Annotated in this window: 10 protein-coding genes; 1 reads left to right on the top strand and 9 read right to left on the bottom strand. The window is 52.0% G+C overall.

Translation table 11 applies throughout. The annotated features are described in order from the left end of the window. Nucleotides 1-233: 233 nt before the first annotated feature. Complete coding sequence (locus ACAW87_RS02880; protein ID WP_370721637.1) at nt 234-1,016, top strand: hypothetical protein; 783 nt, start codon at nt 234-236, stop codon at nt 1,014-1,016. Nucleotides 1,017-1,121: 105 nt separating this feature from the next. Here the strand turns inward: ACAW87_RS02880 and ACAW87_RS02875 are convergent, their stop codons facing one another. The 9 genes from ACAW87_RS02875 to ACAW87_RS02835 form a co-directional block, all read right to left on the bottom strand. Further along, nucleotides 1,122-2,120: an alpha/beta hydrolase family protein gene (locus ACAW87_RS02875; protein ID WP_370721636.1), complete on the bottom strand. Its 999-nt coding sequence runs from the start codon at nt 2,118-2,120 to the stop codon at nt 1,122-1,124. Nucleotides 2,121-2,423: 303 nt separating this feature from the next. Beyond that, on the bottom strand, nt 2,424-4,001 hold the full coding sequence (locus ACAW87_RS02870; RefSeq protein ID WP_370721635.1) for a serine hydrolase: 1,578 nt from the start codon (nt 3,999-4,001) through the stop codon (nt 2,424-2,426). A gap of 85 nt (nt 4,002-4,086) precedes the next feature. Continuing rightward, nucleotides 4,087-4,863, bottom strand: a complete 777-nt coding sequence (locus tag ACAW87_RS02865; protein WP_370721634.1) for a LytR/AlgR family response regulator transcription factor — start codon at nt 4,861-4,863, stop codon at nt 4,087-4,089. After that, nucleotides 4,863-5,942, bottom strand: coding sequence for a sensor histidine kinase (locus ACAW87_RS02860; RefSeq protein WP_370721633.1), 1,080 nt, complete (start codon nt 5,940-5,942; stop codon nt 4,863-4,865). Before ACAW87_RS02860 ends, ACAW87_RS02865 begins: the two co-directional genes overlap by 1 nt. 120 nt (nt 5,943-6,062) lie before the next feature. After that, a complete protein-coding gene (locus ACAW87_RS02855; protein ID WP_370721632.1) occupies nt 6,063-6,509 on the bottom strand; it encodes a DinB family protein in 447 nt (148 codons plus the stop codon). Between the two features lie 174 nt (nt 6,510-6,683). After that, nucleotides 6,684-7,790, bottom strand: coding sequence for a transaldolase (tal, locus tag ACAW87_RS02850; RefSeq protein ID WP_370721631.1), 1,107 nt, complete (start codon nt 7,788-7,790; stop codon nt 6,684-6,686). A 184-nt stretch (nt 7,791-7,974) separates the two neighbouring features. Next, entirely contained in the window at nt 7,975-10,383 is a 2,409-nt protein-coding gene (locus ACAW87_RS02845) for an OmpA family protein (RefSeq protein ID WP_370721630.1), read from the bottom strand. A gap of 97 nt (nt 10,384-10,480) precedes the next feature. Continuing rightward, nucleotides 10,481-11,461: a PorP/SprF family type IX secretion system membrane protein gene (locus tag ACAW87_RS02840; RefSeq protein ID WP_370721629.1), complete on the bottom strand. Its 981-nt coding sequence runs from the start codon at nt 11,459-11,461 to the stop codon at nt 10,481-10,483. A 71-nt stretch (nt 11,462-11,532) separates the two neighbouring features. After that, the gene (locus ACAW87_RS02835) at nt 11,533-21,240 is read right to left on the bottom strand and encodes an SdrD B-like domain-containing protein (RefSeq protein WP_370721861.1); all 9,708 of its coding nucleotides are present in this window, start codon (nt 21,238-21,240) and stop codon (nt 11,533-11,535) included. Nucleotides 21,241-21,244: the final 4 nt, after the last annotated feature.

Raw genomic sequence — 21,244 nt, 5'->3', positions numbered from 1 at the left:
CAATTGTCGGAGCAGGCGGGTGAATCGGAAGCCAATTATTGCCCAACTCATCGGCCAGTGGCGCAAGAAATAGCTATGTATAAGTACTTATATGGCCCAACAGACCATGATTAGTCATAGTCTACAAACATCGTTGGTTGATGTAGTTTACGAAAACAACTAATTTGCCAAGCTACAGTGTCTGGTACCTTATGAGAAGACTACCTGTTCTTTCCACTGTGACCCATCAATTCATGAAAAAAATAGTAGTTAGTACCCTGGTTATGCTGGCTTGCTCGGTGTTTCATCTGGCAACGGCTCAGCGGTGGCAACAAATTGGCAAAACCGGCGACTGGGCCAATACCGTTGCCGTGGTGGCTCAAAACGGCAGTCTCTACAGCATCGAAAAAGACGGCACCCTATTTCAAACCGATAAAAAGGGAAATTACCAACAGTTAGGCAAGAAAGGCGATTTCGAGAATGCCGAGATTCTGGTTGCCATGGGTGGCGAAATCTGGACCGTCGAAGCAGGGTCGTTATACCGCACTAACCCAACCACCGTTGCCTGGCAGCAGGTTGGCAAAACCGGCGACTGGAAAAATACGGAAGCGATGGTGTCGCTGAACAATAAGTTGTACAGTATTGAAACCGACGGAACGCTGTATGAAACCAGCAAAAACGGAACCTGGCAGCAAATTGGTGGCGACGGTGAATTTACCGATGCCACCATGCTCGAGGCAATGGGCGATTACCTCTGGACCGTGGAAGGCGGCACGTTGTACAAAACCAATGTCCGTGCCATGCGGTGGGAACAGGTTGGCAAAAAAGGCGATTGGGAAAGCACCGTTGCCATGGTAGCTGATAAAGGGTTTTTATGGAGCGTCGAAAAAGACGGAACGCTCTTCAAAACAAATATGAACGGCGACTATGAGCAGGTAGGCGAACGCGGACTGCTTAAAGATGTCTCCCTGATTGTTGCCATGGACGGCATGTTGTATGTCGTTGAAGACGGCACCTTGTACGCGACAAAAGGGTAAGCCTATATGCCCTTACGTATCGTGTTTCTGCTATGCTGCTTCGACTAGCGAAGAGCCCGGCTCGCGGAGCAACATAGCCGAAATACACTAACTCTTATAGCCTGGTTACGGCTTCAACCATGTCACCAGCCAGTCTATTGCCGTTTGGAGCGCAATGGGGGTAACGGCATGGCCGGTATCTTTCTGAATGTACAGTTTTACCTTTTCATCGGCAGCAGTACGCTGATATGCCTGCTTCGCGAGCGTCATGCATTCATCCAGGCCAGACAAGGGGGTTCGGGCATCGGAGTCGCCATTGATGACCAGCAGCGGCCGGGGCGCAATAAGCGGCACCATAGCCGGGCCATCGAACTGTGTATAGATACCAGGAGCCACCCGGTCATAGAACGCACGAACAAAAGCAGCGTCTACGTGGCTGATGCCTGCTTCTTTAGCCGCCTCATCAACAGCCGTCTGGAATGTACCCACGCGCGACATCCACATGTTGTTATCCAACGCCCAGCGAAAGCTTTGCACGCCAATCATCGGCACTGCTACGGCAATTCGCGGATCAGCGGCGGCAGCAAGGTACGTTTCCATACCTCCTTTCGAGAAACCCATTACACCAATACGGGCAGCGTCTACATCGGCTCGGGTTTCCAGATAATCGATCAGTCGCAGTATATCCCAAACTGTATCATACAGAAAGGGATGCCCCTGCCCTGTTCGATAGGTTTTCAGCATGGCATCTACATATTGAGTCGATCCGGTACCGGTTTGCCGTTCGCCGTGATACCGCCCGTCAATGGCTATAGCGATGAATCCCTGATTAGCCAGTGTTTTAAGTAGACTCAGTTGCCCCTCTTTCGTACCGCCCGTTCCGTGCAAAACCACCACAACCGGTCGACGCTGACTACCTTCCTGTGTCAATAGAATACCCGGTACGCGCTGTGTTTGCTCAGCAGCATAGGTAAAATGCTCCTGTCGTAAGCCATCGGTGTTTGGCAATACCTTTATCTCTGCCGCCACCGGCACTCGTGGATGATCGATCAGTTGCAGGAAGGCTTTTCGGGTTGCATCTGTGTTGGGCGTTTGCTGCGCCAATACACTGAATTTGAGCAACATCAATAGCGAAGAAAGCCGGAGACTTTGGTATCTAGTGAAGGGATTGAGCATGGGTTTATGAGTGTATTGAACTGGCGCGAGGATTTCCTCGTGCCAGTTATGTCGCAAGCATATGCTTGTAGCCCGGCAGGGCGATGTGCTATAGCTAATTTTAGTACTACCCTTGCGCTGTCGCGCTGTGCAAGCGGATCGGTCCGGCGTCCCGGCTTGCGGCATAAGAGGCGCGAGGAAATCCTCGCGCCAGCTCGCGGAGGGATTCGGCATGGGTGGATAATTCAAATCAAGGGGTAAGTCAAGAACCCACTACTCCTTTACCCGCTGCAGGTCAAGGTCCTGGAAGTCGAAGCTGAAATCGGTTAGGGGGGAGATAGGCTTCATTTTTATGGAAGCAGGCTTCATGTCATCATCAACCTGGAAGGTTACAAACGCATCGGCATCCAGACTGCGGTTATTCCACTTCACCACGAACGTATTGCCTTTGTAATAAAAGAGTTCGCCCGTCAGCTTCGGTGCCCGCACCGACCGGAACCAGGTACGTCCCCCCTGCTGACTCAGCACTACATCGCCAAACCAAGGGTCACGGTAAGTACCGGCGTAGTTCGCAAAATCGACTTTCCTGATGTTGTTTTTCTGCTCTTTTTCAACCCCCTCCCAAATGGTTGCGGTGATTTTATCGGCTTCCTGCTGACCACTTTTTGCCCGATCGCCGTAGCGGGTAACCCAATCGGTTGGTGGCAGGCCCAGGTAGCTGTCTTTTATGGTGTTGGTCACCGAGTTAAACGCCCCACCCGATTGCTGATTGGTGAAAACGATGATGCCCAGTTGAAGTTCGGGCAAGAGCGTTACCTGCGTAACCATCCCCGCCAGGCCCCCCGTATGCGTCACCTGCTTCAGGCCTTTTACATCAGACAGAAACCAGCCCAAACCATAGGCCGCAAAATGGGTATTATACGGCGGCGTTGCTGTTGGGCCGGTTGGCAAAATCGTCTGCGGAGCCCACATCTCGGCGTGTACTTTCTCACTGAATAGTTTCTGGCTTCCGTTTTCGCCATACTTGCCCCTGTTCAACTGAGCAATGACCCACTTGCTCATATCGGCCACGCTGGAGTTGATTCCCCCGGCCGAATAGCCAAACCGCATCATGTCCCGGTCAATCACCTGCACTTTCCCATTAACGGGCGCATGGGCATCGATGACATTTACTTTGTCGGCCAGGCGTTCGTAATAGCCGGCGCTCCGATTCATTTGCAGAGGCTTCATGATCCGGTCTTCTACAAACGCAGACCAGGTTTTGCCGCTGACTCGCTCAATCACCTCGCCAGCCACCATGTAGAGCAAGTTGTCGTAATCGTATTTAGCCCGGAAGTCCGAAACGGGTTTCAGATAGCGCAGGTTATGAATGATGTCTTTCATGGTGAAGTTGCTCGAATCGGGCCAGAACATCAGATCACCCGCCCCCAAGCCAAGTCCGCTGCGGTGCGTGAGCAAATCGCGGATGGTAAAGGCCTCGGTTACGTAGGCGTTATACATCCTGAACTCAGGTATGTGGTCAATCACCTTATCGTCCCAGGTCAGTTTACCTTCGTCCATTAGCATACCCAGGGCGGCGGCGGTGAACGCTTTACTGTTGGAAGCAATCCCAAACAGCGTATTCTCATCGACGGATTGCTGCGTCTTCAGCGAACGGACGCCGTACCCTTTCGCATGAACCACTTTTCCGTCTTTCACCACGGCCACGGCAATGCCAGGTACGTCGAACGTAGTGAGTGTGCGCCGCACCAGCGCGTCGATTTGCGGTGATGTGATGGGCTGAGCCCCGCATTTTAGCGAGCAAACAGCAACGAAAACGGCAAGACAGTAAGTAAGCAGTTGTTTTTTCATAAATAGTCAGACAGTGAATGACAAGATAAATCAGCACCTCAACGACAAGGTACTAGATTATCAGACTATTAGAAAAGAGTACGGCTTACTGATCCAGCCAGGCTTTAAACTCACCTACCCGTTCCCGGCTCACAATCACTTCGAAAGCCGGATTGGGTTTCAGATCGAGTTTGAGGCGGCTGTTGAAGTAGGCATGAATTCGACCAATGGCCGAGACCTGAACAATGACCTTACGACTGATTCGGAAAAACTGGCCGGGCGGCAGAAAATCGTCGGCCTCGTCGAGGGTATACTCCAGAATATGGCGTTTCCCGTCCGATTCCACGGCAAACGTCAATCCTTCATCGGAGTACAGATAGGCGATTGACGAAACAGGCACCGTAGCCATCTGAGCGCCGTTACGGATGAGTAGCCGTTCTTTATGCGCTGTTTTCGGCGTTGTCAGTTGGCTGAGCAATTGCGTCAATACCGTTGGCAGGCCCTTGTCTGATGCTACCGCCTGGGTAGCATGCAGCGACTCGAACTTTTGAATAGCTGACGCGAGCTCGTCTTCATCAATTGGTTTGAGCAGGTAATCGACGCTGTTGACTTTGAAAGCTCTGAGCGTAAACTCGTCGTAGGCGGTCGTGAATATCACCGGTACGTTCACCGTCACCTGCCTGAAAATATCAAAGCTGATTCCGTCGGCCAATTGCACGTCCATCAATAGTAAATCGGGCGGGGTATAGGTACGTAGCCAATTCACGGCTGCTTCCACACTGTCAATCACATCCAGCACTTTCCAGCCGGGGCGGATATCGGCCAGCAAGCGGGTCAATCGCCGGGCGGCGGGGGCTTCGTCTTCAATGAGCAGCAGGTTCATTAGGCTAGTGCGGGTTGTTCTGTGGCGGTCAGTATCGGTAAACTCACGGCAAACTGCTGCGTAGTCACGATCACATCGACCTGTTGACCAGCCAGTAACTGGTAGCGCGAGCGGATATTTTGCAACCCAACCCCCGTTGACTCTTCCAGTTCATCGGCATTGATCTGTAATTTTCGTTGCAGGTTGTTGCGAACAATGATCCGGTTATTTTCGATAAATACCCGAATCAGCAATGGCTTTTGGGTGGAAATCACATTGTGCTTTACTGCATTTTCAACCAGCATCTGCAACGACAGAGGCACGACACGTACCGTCAGGCAATCATCGGGCAGGTCGATCTGAATAGCAAGCCGGTCACCGAACCGTATCTGCATCAGGAAGTTATAAGCTTTCAGGGCTGAGAGTTCATCGGCCAGAGAAACCGTTTGTAGTTCGCGAATTTCCAGGATGTAGCGGTATACTTTAGCCAATTTCTGCACGAAGCGCACCGCCAGATCGGGATCTTCGGGAATGAGGGCCGTTAATGAATTGAGACTATTGAACAGGAAATGCGGATTGACCTGATTTTTAAGCGTCTCCAGCTGCGATTGCAGGTTGGCCTGTTTCAGCTGCTCGGCTTCGAGCAAGGCTGCCCGTAGCTGTCGGAAATAATAGATGCATTCATACACGGTCAGGCACATCACCAGCGGAATGAGTGAAGCCCGGTATTTTTCCAGCACATCCGTTTTATTCGTCGACCCCGGAAAGACGATATTCAATACCTCGTTCAGCCCATAGCAAACAAACGCCGAAAATAAAGCCGAAAACACTAACGAAAGCCCTGCTAACCAGAGCAGACGACGCATGGTTTGCGAAACAGCCGGAAACCAGCGGCGGGTTTGAAGGTATATGATTCGGCTACCTTCCCAATACACTAACGCATGGGCAGTAGAGGAAATCCAGACGGGCAAGTACGGCACCAACCCGTTTTGGAGTGTTTTTCCAAAGAACAGTAACGGCATCATAAACCCTATCAACGGAATACCGATGAGTCGCATCAGGCGATCGTCGAACTGAACAACGGGGGCAGTGGTCTGCATAGGGTGAAGCCGAAAACGATTCAAGGTAGCAACCCGGCTCTCTGCAAGCTACAAAAAAGCCGTGACCGGTCGGATTTGCCCGGTGAACTGTCGCAAACACAAGCTGATCAACAACTTTGATTAGCCCTCAACTAGTCGACGGTGGTAGTTTATCTGACCCAGATGATAAGCTAAATGAGTAGCCAAATGCACTAAAAAAAAGCCCGTCGACATTTTTTCCTCGAAAACCAGCACTGGATAGTCTTCCTCCAGCCGAGCTTCATCAAAGTTCAAAAGCGTCTGTGCTACCATCGAAAGGGCTTCGTTGAGTTGGGCCAGCATGACGGCACGCGGAATATCACGAAGCGAAAACTCAAGCTCACGCTGACGAACGTACCCAGACTGGCCTAATTCTCCGCCAATGTACGTGTTCAGGTTACCGATCAGATGCAGGCATAAATTCCCCGCTGAGTTGGTGATCCCCGGCGGCACAGCCCAAATCTGTTTTTCATCCTGATATTGAGTCAATTCAGTTTTTACCCGGTTTAGGTCCCGGATAAATAAGGTGGTCAGGGTTTTGAGTAGCATAGAGATAGAGGTTTGTATTCGTTGTTTCAGCCATTCAAACTAATCTTTCTCAACGGCAATTCCACGATATGATACCTTTCCGAACAGGCTATAAACAGCCGCTACAAGCATTCATGAAAGCCAAAAGCCGAACCCTTCGCAAGGCTCGGCTTTTGGCTTTCGTGAATAAACGGTCTAGGCTGGCGTCAGGGCTTTCTTCTGATCGTCGATCGCTTTCAACAGCTTGTCATAGGGCTTGTTGAATTTGTCGATTCCCTCATCTTCCAGTTGCTGCATCAGCGCGGCCAGATCAATGCCTGCCTCACGTACCTGATCGAGCACCTGCTGCGCCTGTTCCGGGTTTTCTTCCAGCCGCGATTCCGCCTGTCCGTGATCACGGAAGGCGTCGAGCGTTTCCATGGGAACGGTGTCAACGGTATTGGGGCCAATCAGTGCTTCTACGTACTTCACATCCGAGAAGGCGGGGTCTTTACTACCCGTACTGGCCCACAGCAACCGCTGCGGCGTGGCGCCTTTGTCGGCTAGTACCTTAAACCGGTCTGACTCAAATAGTCGTTTGTAGATCTGATACGCCTGTTTCGCAGAAGCAATGGCTACTTCGCCTTTCAAGTCGGTCAAGCCTTTTTCAACCAATATTGGATCAACCAGCGTATCAATGCGGCTCAGGAAGAAGCTGGCTACAGAGGCAACCTGATCAATGGGCTGTCCGGCGTTAGCCCGTTCTTCAAGTCCGGCAATGTAGGCTTCGGCAACGGCTTCATAGCGATCGAGGCTAAACAGCAGGGTTACGTTGATGTTGATTCCTTCGCTGATAGCCTGCTGAATGGCCGAAAGACCGGGTTGCGTTCCCGGAATCTTAATCATCACGTTTGGGCGGTCTACGGCCTTCCAGAGGGCGCGTGCCTGCTCGATGGTACCGGCCGTATTAAGCGCCAGATGAGGCGATACTTCCAGGCTAACGAATCCGTCTGCGCCGCTCACTTTATCGTCGTAAACAGGCTTAAACAGATCGGCAGCCTGCTGAATATCGGTCACAGCTACGCCGTAAAAGATATCTTCGTTCGATTTACCTGCCTGCGCCAGTTGCTTGATGTCTTCATCATAATCCTGGCTGCTACTGATTGCCTTTTCGAAAATGGCCGGATTAGACGTAATGCCCCGAATGCCATCTTCATCAATTAGCTTCTGTAGTCCACCGCTGTTCATAATCTGGCGGTCAATAAAATCGAGCCATATGCTTTGGCCCAGTTCATGAATTTGTTTTACCCGATTTGCTCCCATGGTGCTAGTTTTTGTTTACAGTCGAGACTGATAACCCCGGCTATCTTCATAAAGCCCTGACAACCGGGTTTGTTCATCGAATACCCACAACTCAACTCATTTTTCATAAGAAAGCCGCCACCAGTTGACTGGTGGCGGCTTTCTTATGAAAATTCAGGTACGTATCAGGCTAGTTCTCGCTACCCTAGTTAATGGCCAGAATCTTGATCTCTGTGCGGCGGTTCTTCTGGTGATCTTCTTCGCTACAATTGGCTCCATCAACACAATCATTCACCAGGGCCGATTCGCCAAAACCGGCAGCTTTCAGCCGTGACTTGGCAATACCTTTTGAGGCCAGGTAGGCAACAGCCGCCTTAGCCCGGTTTGTCGACAGTGTTTTGTTGTAAGCAGCCGTTGCGCGGCTATCCGTATGCGACCGCAGTTCGATCGTCATCTTTGGGTAACGACTCAGCATATCAACCAGCCTATTCAGTTCAATGGCCGCATCGGGCCGGATTTTCGACTTACCCAGATCATAAAAAATATTGTCGAGCCGTAGGATATCGCCGGGGCTAAGCATCGTGATGTTTGGGTTTCCGCTACCATCGGCGGCAATCCGCGAGCCAAGGCACACCATGTCCTTGTAAGTAGCTTCGAGTTTATATTCACAGCCCAGAATGGTAGTGAACGAGTACAACCCATTACCATCAGACACCATCTGGTACGACGAGCCATCACATTCGTTGGCCAGGGTGATTTTTACATCCGGCAGGGGTACGTTATCGCTCTGCGTGACCACTTTTCCTTTCTGCTGCACAACCATACCGGCTACGGCACCGGCCACGGCGGTTGCCGGTGTGGGGTAGCCCAGGGCTATCTCGAGCCGCGACGGCTGATCGTCTTGCAGGTTGTGCGTGGCAAACCCAATTTTGCTGTCAACGTACCCGTCACGCTGCGCTGTTAGGGTCAGTTCACTTTCTGCGTCAACACAAATCCGAATATCGCCGTTAGCATCGGTCTGTAGTTCTTTGCGCTCGTTGCCGGGTTCGCCACCCTGCAAAACAACCATGGTATTGGGAAGCGGCTCTTTGGTTCTTTCATCGAATACATTGACCGTTAGCTGGCGACAGGGATATAGCGATCCCTCGCGGGCAAATCGATAGATATCATCATCAGCACCGCCATTTTTACGGTTGCTACTGAAATAGCCCGATGAACGGTTTCCATCTGTTACAATACCGAAATCGTCTTTGGCCGAATTGATTGGCTCGCCCAGATTGCGGACCTTACTAGTAGCTTTCCCATCTGCCGTTAATTCAGCATAGAACAAGTCCAGATCGCCCAAACCGGGCAGGCCGTCGGAGGCTAGGTAAAGATTACCCTTTTCATCGACGAAGGGAAACAATTCGTTTCCTTTTGAATTAACCTCAGCGCCCAGGTTTATCGGGGCCGACCAGCGGGTTCCTTCCCAGTTCGACACATAAATATCGGTACCGCCAAAGCCACCGGGCATGTCAGAGGCAAAGTATAACCGCCGGTTGTCGCGGCTCAGCGATGGGTGACCGGTTGAGTACTCATCGCTATTGAAGGGCATTTCTTCAATCTCGGTCCACATGCCATTGACTTGCCGGGCCGTATACAATTTGAGTTTATTAACCCCGTCTTTACTGGCCGATGTTTGCCCGTTATTATAGTTGTTGCGGGTAAAAATCACCCGCGACCCATCCTGACTGAACGTGGCTGGTCCTTCGTGGTATTTACTGTTCAGCGACTGACTAAATTGTTCTGCTTCTGATACTGGAACCAGATCATATCCCTCGCCGGCGGCTACCTGACTGCCACCAAATACACCCGGCGTACGGCTGTCGTTGGACGTACTAGCCGTGAAATCATCGCGACCGAGCGGCCGATACGACTGCCTCCGGGCCAAACGGGCTGTTGATTTACCGTTCCCCAAACTAGCCGGTGCAGAACTTTTCACAGCGCTGAGTTCGGGCAGGAAATACAGATCCAGAAAAGGCGTATTATCCCATTTAAACACGCGACGTATGCCGTTATCTGTTTTTGATGAGGTTACGAACACCAGCCCTTCCCGGTAGTAAATTGGGCTAAACTCGGGCTCTCGGGTATTCAAATCCAGAAAATCGACCCGGTAGCTACCTGCGTTATTCGTCAGGGCACTCACATCGCGGTAGAGCTTGGAGAAACGTGGCCCCCGGCTATCTGACCCCTGGAGGCTCGAATACGTTTCGTAGGCTTCCTGGGCTTGTTTGTATTTCCCGTTACTGGCTAGTGCCTGAGCAAAATGTAGGTAAGCATCGTTATAATCGGCGGGCAACTGCCCCTCGCCAATCAATTCCCGATAAATACGTTCGGCATTTTGGGTATCGCGCAACTGACGGTAGCAGTAGCCTAACTTGGCCCGTACCTGACGCACCTCGGTCTCGGTAGGTAATTGAACGTCTTTCAGCGCCTTCTCATAGAGTTCGGCCGCCTGAGCATAAGCTAGCTGGGAAAAGTGCTGATCAGCACTTTTTACGGCATTCTGAGCCGACGCAACGTACCCAAGAAGCAGGAGTAGCCAGCAAAGGGAAAGAGATAATCGAGTGTTCATACGTGAAGCTGTATGAGAATGGGTTAGAACTAAGAAAGGGTATAATCCCGAAAAATCGAGACTATACCCTCTGAATAGCAAATACTTTGCCGAACTCTTAAAAATAACGCGGCGTCAGAATTTTGTTCCTGTTGAAGCCTAATTCATAACGAATCATGACCTCATGTGAATTAGGAGAAAACTTCCCCAAATTGTTTAGCGTACGGTCATACGCATAACCGAAGCGGAACTGATCGCTCAGTTGCAGTTCGAGCATGCCGACAACTGCGTCGTTGGTTTGATCGGTGAATGTGTAGAACTGATTGCGGCGATACGACGTACCGATAGCTACCCGATCATTGATCCACAGATTGACATTACCATCGAAACCAAGGGGTGAATTCTCTGAATATTTCACCAGCATCGATGGCTTCAACTTGAGCGCCGGACTCAAACCGATCACGAAACCAGCCATGGCATAAGCCTGCCGGGCCTGCTGAGACCGGATTCCCGGTGCGTTGAAGTCACTCAGATTGTTGCGTAACAAACGTGGCACCGATACCCCAAGATACGACCGGTCATTACTGATGTAAATGCCCGTTCCGAAGTTGGGCAACATCTTATTAACATCCGTAGCAAAAGCCGGGTCAACGGGACCAATTTGGCCCGACGACGTTACGACTTCGGTAAGCCGGTTACTGTACGCTGATACGCCACCGGTCAGACCCAACGAGAGCGTTGACCGCTCTCCCACCCGAAAGCGGAAGGCATATGACGCGTAGGCTCCAGTCTCGGTCTGCTGACCAATGCGGTCATTATACAGTTGAATGCCCACGCCAACCCGTTCCCGGTTCAGCGGCATATCGGCAGTGAATGTTGCCGTTTGCGGCGCACCTTCCAGGCCAATCCACTGCGCCCGGTAGAGGGCTGTCATACTCAACACATCACGGCTGCCCGCGTAAGCCGGGTTAAGCGCCATCATGTTGAACATGTATTGCGAGAACATCTTGTCCTGCTGAGCCTGGACCCGGCTACTGCCAACCCCCAGGGTAAGCAGCAGCACAGCTGCCCAAAGTTTAAAAGCGTGTTTGTTACACATATCAGATAGACTGCTTTGGTATATTTCAGTTCACTGTGGTTCGCCGTGGCCAACCACAGTGAACTTACTTACTACCGGTTAATCGTCATGTATCGCACGAACTCCCGGCCATCACTCAATTTCACGACGTAGAAGTACGTGCCATCAGGCAATCCGTTGCTGGTGTTACCAACCTGCACACCTGTGTTTGGCTTGCCATCCCAGTCATTCTTGTAATCTGCACTGTTGTAAACGCGGTGGCCCCAACGGTTGAAGATCTCAAGGTTAACTGTTGTTCCCTGCGTTCCGGTAATCACGAACGTGTCGTTGATACCATCTCCGTTTGGTGAGAAACCTTCAGGAATAAACACAGTCGACAGGTTCAGCGGCAGGTTCAACGGCGTGGCTTCGCTTTCGCTTGGATCTGTAGGGTTGTTGTTACCGTTCAGATCCGGGTTCAAGCCATTGGTCGATACGTCGCGGAGCGTTTCCAGACCTGCCTTCGCTACAGCATACACCGTGTTGAAGAACGTACCTGTTTGTCCATTGGTGATGACGTTAACCCGAACAAGCAGGGTATCCGTAGCACCTACAGCCAACCGGCTCGTTGAATCACCTGTTACCAGTACAGGATCCGTGCTTCCGTTGAAGCCTGGATTCACCTTCAGTATACTACCTGCTGATGCAATTGGTGTGCCAAGAATACTGAAGCTGGCACCTACCTGCGAATTGAATACGTTCGACAGGCTGTCTGACAGCGATACATTGCTCAAGGCTACCGTACCGTAGTTTTTCACCACCATGCGGTAAGTAACGTTGTAGCTACCGTTAGTCTGGCGAACTGTATCGCTTACCGTCATGGCAACTCCAATGTAAGGCGCACCTGGCAGGCTGTTCAGCACTACCTGCGTGCCATCGTTGTTGTTACGCGGATCCAGATCGTTGTCAGGGTCAACATTTGATCCTGTGTTCGACGTATCGCTTACGGCTACTGCGCCACTCATTGCCGAACCAAAGGCAATGTTGGTGTAGCTCAGCGACGTGGCTTGCGACACATTCACCCGGGCTACCAGTTGCACGTAACGAATTGCTTTTACAGGCAGTGTGCTGGCTGTGGTATCGAGCATGCTGGTTAGCAACCCTACACCCGTATAACCGGCGTTTACTTTCAGACCCGCATCAGCCGTTACCGTCACACTAGTTACCTGTGCACCGTTACCAAACGTTTTCGACAGATCGTCAATTACCTGTACTTGTTTCAGTTCGGTTGTGCCCAGGTTGCAGACCTTAATGGTGTAAGGAACATCCCACACATTATCAGCCACACGAACCGGAGTACCAACCTGTTTGGCTAAACCAAGCAGTGCAGAAGGCAGATCGAAACGAACGGCAGTTTTTGTATCATCATTCGGGATGATTACAGAACCGGCATTCGAGCGATCGCTAACCGTCAGCGTTGATCCTTCAGGCTTGGCAATAGCTACTACCTGGCTGTAGAATGGACCACTGGCGCCGTTGGGCTGTACATTGACTGTGTAGCTCAGGGTATCTTCTTTACCAGCAGCCAAACGGCTCAGATAGCTATTGAGGTAGTAGGGTGCGTTGTTTCCGTCGAAATCACCGCTAACTACTAACTGACTACCTGCATTTGCCACAACACCACTCACGATTGAGTAGGCAGCCGGGCTGGTAAAGGCATTAGCAACTGTATCGAGCAGACTGATATTGGTCAACGTTGTGCTTCCGTAGTTTTTCACGTATACCGTATAGGTTACGTTATAACTTTCGTCAGCCTGTTTAACCACTGAAGCAACCGACATGGCTACACCCAGTTTTTTGGCCTGCGGCTTGGGCGTTCCCTGAATTACGATCGACGTTGCGTAGCTGTTGTTGGTTGGATCACCGTCCTTATCAGGGTCGGCGTCATTTCCTTCAATCGAAACGTCACTCACGTGCGTAGTCGAGTTCGTGGCCGTGGCTATTGCCGAGTTCCAGAACGTGCGATCTACCGTGTCAACCTTGTTTACGCGTACCATCGCAGACAAGACAAATGTCGATGTCTGACCGGCGAGCAGCGTGCTGCTTTCCAGCATCTGCGAGTTGCTGCCAATTCCGGTAAAAGCCGGGTTAGCCATCAACTTGCTGGCAGGATCGATGACCAGTTCGGTAGCAATCACCTTGTTGGCACCATACACAATGTCGAGATGATCGGCAACACCTACGTGTGTCAGATCTTCGTCGCCATAGTTGGTCAGAGTGAAGCGGTACGATACGGCCAGAGTGCTGTCGTTGGTGAACGTTGGCGTGCCAACTACCTCTTTAGCCAGACCAATCAGGCCCGCTTTGTGAGGTGAGTTGTCGGTAACCGTCACACTCGACGTGTTGTTGGCCATAGCGGCATCCGTTACATCGCTGTACGTGATACTAGCCGTGTTCACAACAGCCCCTTTCTTGGTGAGACGAGCCATGAAGACAATCGAGTCAGTGGCACCAACAGCCAGGCTGTCGAACCGCTTAGTGATCGCTCCATTTGTAACCGTATATGACACAGGTGCGTTGGCAACAACCAGGTTCAGGCCAACAGGCAGTACATCGCGAATATCGACGTTGTATGCTTTGTCAGGACCGTTGTTGGTCACTTTCAACGTATAGGTCAGCGTTTCACCCACTTTCGCCGATGTGTTGCTTACCAGTTTGGTCATTACCACGTCGGCCGACTTACCGTTATCGATTGTGCAGTTGATCACTTTCACTACTACCTGAGCTGGCATGCTAACACACTGGTTAGCCGTCCGCTCGAATATGTAGTAAGTGCCATCGCCAGCCAGTTCCGGGTTCATCACCAGTGCTGAAGATGCTGACTCACCCATGCGGTATTCGTAGGTGCTGCCAGCCGGAGCCGGGCCAGCCAGCGCAGTGCTAAGGCTAACCGTTGTGGCTGGACAGGCATTACGCAGATTGGCAACAAGTGGTGCGGCAACCGGCGAACCAACGCTGATCGTTACATGCGCTGAAGGTACTGAGCTACAACCGTTGGCGTCGAACACCTGAACAGTGTACTCACCTCCTTCCTTCACCATGATCGACTGCGTAGTTGCCCGGTTAGACCACAGGTACGTAAACCCGGCTGGTGCCTGAAGCTTCACTGAGTCACCGTAGCAAAGCTGGGTGGCTCCGATCACCGACACCATCGGCTGCTCTTTCGGACCATTGAGATTCAGTACCATGGCATCAGTTTTCACACCGCAGGCCGTATTGTTGGTCTTCACCGAGAAGGTCAGTGTGACCTGGCCGGCCTGTACATCCGTCGCCGACGGAGTGTACAGAGCCTGACCAATAAAGGCGTTATCGAACGTACCTGACCCGCTGGTTGTCCATTGGGTGATCAGGTTGTTTCCGGTAGCCTTACCGTCTAATTTATACGTTTTGGCGGCACATACTGTCGCATCGTCACCAGCACTAGCCGTTACCGGGTTATCGGTACATGGCAGCGGATCACCACAACCTGTGATGTTCACCTGGATTGGAGTTGGCAGGCTGTAGCAACCTGTCGTCGTTTTCTCCACTACGTAGTACGTACCTGACACCGTTACGTTGGTGTTGGTCAGTTTAGTAGCCGGAGCTAGTGTGCTGCTTGAGTAATACTCGAACATACCACCGGTAGTCTGTACAGTACCTACTGCACTGGCCAGATTCACCGTCAGCAGTGGGCAGGCATTGGTCAGGTCAACCGTTTTCGGCTGTGGCACCTTCGGCAACACCGTGATCACGATGGCGTTCGATACCTTGCTCTTACAGTTGTCAGACGTGCAGCACTGTGCTGTGTAGGTTGCCGTAGCGGCAGGGTTCACCGTGATGGTGCTACCAACCTGGTTGTTACTCCAGATGGCGAATGCACCGGCAGGGCAACCGCTGGCCGTCAACGTAACAGGCGAGCCGAAGCAGCTTGTCACGTTATTCGTCGACCCATTGACCATTACTACTGGCGTACCAGGCTGACCAACCGTCAGCTTGCAGGCTGGTGACCAGGCGCTTTCGCACTGTCCGATCACACACTTCACTGCGTAGGTTGTGCTTTCACCCGGTGTCACCACGATGCTCGACGTTGTTGCGCCGGTGCTCCATAGGTAACCTGCGTTCTCGCATCCCTGCGCCGTCAGTGTGGCCGGATCACCCGCACATACTGTTGGCTTGTCGCAACCAATCGTTGGCACTTTAGGCTGAACGAGGTAATGATCAACCATTTCAGATGGTGCACTGCTGCATCCATCTACTGTGCATACAGCACTAAACCATGAGTCGTGCAGGACAGTGAACGTAAACACACTTCCCTGGGCACCACCACCCCACGATACCGTACCGTTTTCGCAACCGACAGCTGTCAGCGAGACTACCTCGCCGTAGCAACGGTTCAGACTTCCGATACCCAAAATTTGTGGTGCAGGTACGTATTTAACTTTCGTACGAGCGCCAGTCACATCCAGGTCAGCGCAAATCTTGTTAGTCTGAATCAGGTTCAGTACATCAGCACCCGTTGTTGTTCCCGGAACTACCACCGACAGATCGAGGGTAGCAGGGTTGTACACTAACGTGTGGATCGTGTAGATACCCGCTTCAGTAGCTGGCACCGTGAACGTTGGCATATCGCTGGTCTGCTGAATCACAAGACCGGCTCCTTTTGTCAGCACGTAGCGGACTGAGAAACCTGCTGGTACCACGCGACCACCGTTGTCGGTTGCCGAGATTGTTACCGTAGTCATTGTCGACGCGCACACCTCGCTGATCGTTGGTACCAGTGTACCCGCTTTAGCAACACAGTTGTCCGGGCCTTTCTTACGAACCGTGATCGTTACCGATGGGTCGCTGACGCAGGTACGGAAGCGGCAGGTAGCTGTGTAGTAGCTTACATCAGATGATGGCATCACTACAATCGACGAGCCTGTCTGGTTTGTGTTCCAGGTTACTGTACCTGGGCAGTTGGTCGCTGTCAGTGTCACGCTTTCGCCTTCGCTGATAATCGTGCTGCTAGCCGATACAGTTGGCACCGGAACCGGCACTACTTCGATCGTGTACAGGATTGACGAACCGCTCTCGCAAGCACCGTTCACACACTTCACCGAGTAATCGGTCGTGCTTGTCGGCGATACAGAGATCATCGACTTACCGTTGTCTGCCGAACCGGTACTCCATACTGGCGTACCTATGCAGTTCTGAGCCGTTAATTCAACTGACTCACCTGGGCAAATCACCGAGGTGCTGCAGATGATCGTTGGCGCTGTTGGCGTCGTTACACCGATCGTGATTACACGTGACTGTGGGCTTCCACACTTGTCAGCTTCCTTACAAGTTGCTGAGTAAGTGTTGGCATCAGCCGTTGGCATTACTACGATCGACGTACCTGTCATACCGTTCGACCACTGAACCATTCCGTTGGTGCAGTTACCGGCTGTCAGCGTTACGCTGCCACCATTACAAACCGAAGGTGCAGACGAAGCAACAGTTGGTGCAGTACCAGCCGTTTTCACAATCACCTTCACCGTGTTCGACGCTACGCTTTCGCAATTGTCGACTACGCAAGTGGCCGTGTAATCGGTATTGACCGTTGGTATCACTTGAATCGTGCGACCAGTCAGGTTACCCGGCATCCATTTGATCGTACCGTTGGCACAGCCTTCAGCTACTGTCAGGGTTACCGACTCACCAGAGCAGATAGCCGTGTTTGGAATTGCCCGGATTGTTGGTGCCGAAGGCTTACCGACGCGAATCGTTACCGACTGCGATGGGTCGCTCAGGCAATCCCGCACTTTACAGAAGGCGTAGAAGCTTTCTGTTGCCGTTACCGACACCGAGATCACACTACCCGTCATGTTGTTACTCCATGTTACGTGACCCGCACAACCCGTAGCACTCAGGCTAACTACTGTACCGGTACAAACCGATGTAGCCGAAGCAACCACCGTTGGCACCGCCGCTGGCGTCACCTTGATTGTGTAGTCGTCTGAACGTGGGCTGGTGCAAGTACCATCCATGCAACGTACCGAGTAGCTGTTGTTACCCTGCGTTGGCATCACCGTGATGCTCGTGGTTTGCTCACCCGTGCTCCACATTGGCGTACCCATGCAGTTCTGAACAGTCAGTACAACTGATTCGCCTGGGCAAATCTCCGTTGTGCTGCATACTACAGTTGGCTTCGGAAGGTCGTTACCAACCCGGATTACTTTTTCCGTCGATGGGCTGTAGCAGTTATTGATACGGCACTGAGCAGTAAGCTTCGTCTCGGCAGATATCGTTACCGTTACCACTGAACCCGACAGGCTGTTATCTGACCAGAATACCTGACCATTTCCGCAACCCACTGCCGTGAGGCTAACTACACCACCAGCGCAAACCTTGTCGGCGCTAGCCAGAATAGTTGGTGCCTGTACGTTGGTTACCGTTACCGTGATCGCATTCGAAGGAACACTGGTACATGTACCTACTACGCAACTCGCTGTATAGGTTGTCGTTACTCCCGGAATAACCTCGATCCGATTACCCGTCATGCCATTCGACCACTTGATGGTACCACGGCAGTCACGGGCAGTCAGCACGGTTGATTCAGTTGGACCGCAGAGTGCAGTGATGGCACAGGCAATCGTTGGCGCCGGTGCAGTACAATCTTCTACGGTGATAGTCACTGTAGAGGTGTTGTTCTCCGGTTTGCTTGGATCGTCGTTGCCACCTGTTACAATCGCTTTGTTCACTACAGAACCAATCGATTTGATACGTGCCTGAACAATCAGACTACGGTCAGAACCATTGAGCAGGCTGCCCACTGTCCAGATTCCCGTATTGGCGTTATAGTCGGTTGCCGGTGTGGCGCTCACGTATTCCAGTGAGGCAGGCAGAATGTCAGATACTGACACCGCCGTAGCGTTTACCGGACCGTTGTTGGTCACCGTAATACCGTAGGCAATTACATCACCCACTTTATACGGACCATCTGTCATTACTTTCTTCGCTACTGCGAGGTCGGCCAGACAAGTGGCTTTCACCGTTACTACTACTTCTGTAGTCGACACACTGGTGCAACCTGCCAGGCTTACCGATTCAGCTACGTACGTAGTCGACTGCATCGGCGTCACCGTCAGGCTCTTACCGCTGGTTGTTGTACCCAGCAATACACCGTTGGCGTACCAGTTGATCTTGGCACCCGTTGTGAATCCGAACAGTTTGGTGCTGCTGCCTTTGCAAAGAATATCGTCTTCACAAGCAACGCCAATCGGAGCATCGGGCCGTTTGTTGATCACAACCAGTACCGTGCTGTTGGCTGGCGTACAAACACCGTTGCCATCAGGATCATTTGTTGTTACCGTGATAGCAACCTGACCGGCGGCAATGTCAGCGGCAGAAGGCAGGTACATGGCTGTTAGGCTGTTGGCACCGGTCAGCATACCAGCGGTAGCCGAATTAGACGCCATCCAGGTTACACCCGTAGCCGATCCACCAATGGTGGCAACCAGCATGATCTTGTCGCCTTCGCAAACAGAACCCGAGGTCAGGCTTGTCGATACCATGGCTACGCTCTGGCAGCTGCAATCGATCGCGTTTACCGTCAGCACAGCAGGGTAGCTGTAACAACCGTAGCGTGAGCGCTCGAAGAGGTAATACTCTCCTGCGCCAACGGCTGTTAGGTTAGTCACCAGCGGACTAGTTTCGCTGATGCCCGTGCGCCATTCGAGCGTGCTGCCAGGCAGGGGCACATTATTTAGCTGAACCGTTGTTAAGTCAAACGTCTTGTCTTTGCAGATCGTCGTCTCCTTCAAACACGATGGTGTGTTTGGGCGGGCATTAACGATGATGACAACCGGTTTGATCTCGCTCTTGCAACCATCAGCCGATTCTGCCTGTACATAGTACGTCAGATTGGTCGACGGCGCTACTTCGATCAGTTGACCGCTTACCGTTGTGAAGGCCAATACCTGCGCCGTAGCGTCGAGGTACCAGTTCACTTTAGAAGCACCCATGGCAACGGCACTTACCGACGTAGAACCACCCACACAAAGGCTCATGTTGGTTGTTCCGGCCACCAGCATGAGCGGCGTAGCACACTTGCCAGCCACACCCGCATCGATGGTCATGTTATTGCGACCAACGTTACCAAGCGCCAGGGCCGTGTTGATCACGACCGTCTTGCTGAATCCATCAGCACCCGGATCACTATCCACCGCACGGTCATTACCAACTTCGCTCAGCGTAAAGGTTTCTCCTGTTGGCAGGGTAAACTTCACTTTATAGCTTCCTGAAATCAGGTTGTCGAACAGGTAGAAACCAGTTGCATCGGTCACCGTTTCAGAAAGTGGAACCGTCAGGTTATCGTTACCAAACAGTTCAACTGTAATACCAGCCAGGCCAGTATTGCCGTCATTCTGAATACCATCGTTATTCGTGTCGCGCCACACATAGTTGCCAATTGAACCGTAAGGAACAATGCCGGCATCAATGGTCAGGTTAACACGAGCAGTGCTCGACAGTGGCTGCGTTACATCGATGGTGATGACATCCGTCAGACCATCTACAACGCCCGCGTCGCTGTCAAGTGTTGCATCAACTCCTGTTTTGTTCTTCGTTGTGAACACACTACCCGCTGGGGCCGTAAACTTCACTACATAGGTACCCGAAGGCAGCTTGTCGAACAAGTAGTAACCAGTTCCATCTGTAGTGGTGGTAGCTAGTGGCACAGTCGTGTTGGCCGCAGCAAAGAGCTGAACCGTTACACCCGCAACACCTGGCTCAAGAACCGTAGTGCCCTGCTGACCATCACTGTTGTAATCGAACCATACGTAGTTACCAATTGCACCCAGGTTGCGAATAAACCCGCCGTCTATGGTTGGATTGTATTCGCCACTAGCCAGCGTAACGCTTTGGCTACGACCTGTCAACGGATCGATATCGCTGTCATTAGCAGCGTTGGTACCCGATAACGGCGTTGTTGGCGTGAAACCACCCGGCGTAGTGAAGCCTACGCTGTAATTGTTCGACGTACCTGGCGTTAGACCCGTAAATGAATACAGACCGTTTGCGTCAGTTGTCGTAGTAGCTACGACTGAACCGTTTTGATACAGCGTTACCGTCACCCCTTGAATTGGGCTGTCACCCGCATCCTGAATGCCATCACGATTTACATCGTTAAATACATAGTTGCCTAGTGAAGCAGGACGGAAGAAACCAGCGTCAACCGTGGGGTTGAACTCATTGGCCGTCAGTGAATATACACCCGTAAGACCAGTGGTCCGGTCAGCGTCTGAATCAAGAGCATTGTTACCGACACCTACCAGCGTTGGCTCGAAACCGGCTGGCTTACCGAAGCCTACCACGTAGGGTGTGCCCGGCGTCAGCCCTGTGAACGAGTAGAAGCCAGCAACATCCGTCACCGTAGTGGCGATAGCTGAGCTGTTGGTATACAGAGTAACAACGACGCCTGGAATGGCTACGTCACCCGCATCCTGAATGCCGTTGGCATTCTTGTCTTCAAATACATAGTCGCCCAGACCCGCTGTTGGCTGGAAGAAACCAGCATCGATCGTTGGGTTGTTCTCGCCAGATGACAAAGTCACACTCTGGCTACGACCTGTAATGGGATCAGCGTCAGAATCTTTAGAAGCATCTGTGCCTGAACGAGGGGTAGTAGTCGAGAAGCCCGATGGAGCCGTGAAGCCCACTACGTAGCTATTCGACGCACCTGGGGTCAGACCCGTGAATGAGTAGGCACCGTTTACGTCCGTAGTAGTCGTGGCGATGGCCGAACCGTTCTGATACAGCGTT

The organism is Fibrella aquatica, assembly GCF_041321135.1.
GTDB lineage: Bacteria > Bacteroidota > Bacteroidia > Cytophagales > Spirosomataceae > Fibrella > Fibrella aquatica.
This window is presented reverse-complemented; position numbering and strand designations above follow the sequence as displayed.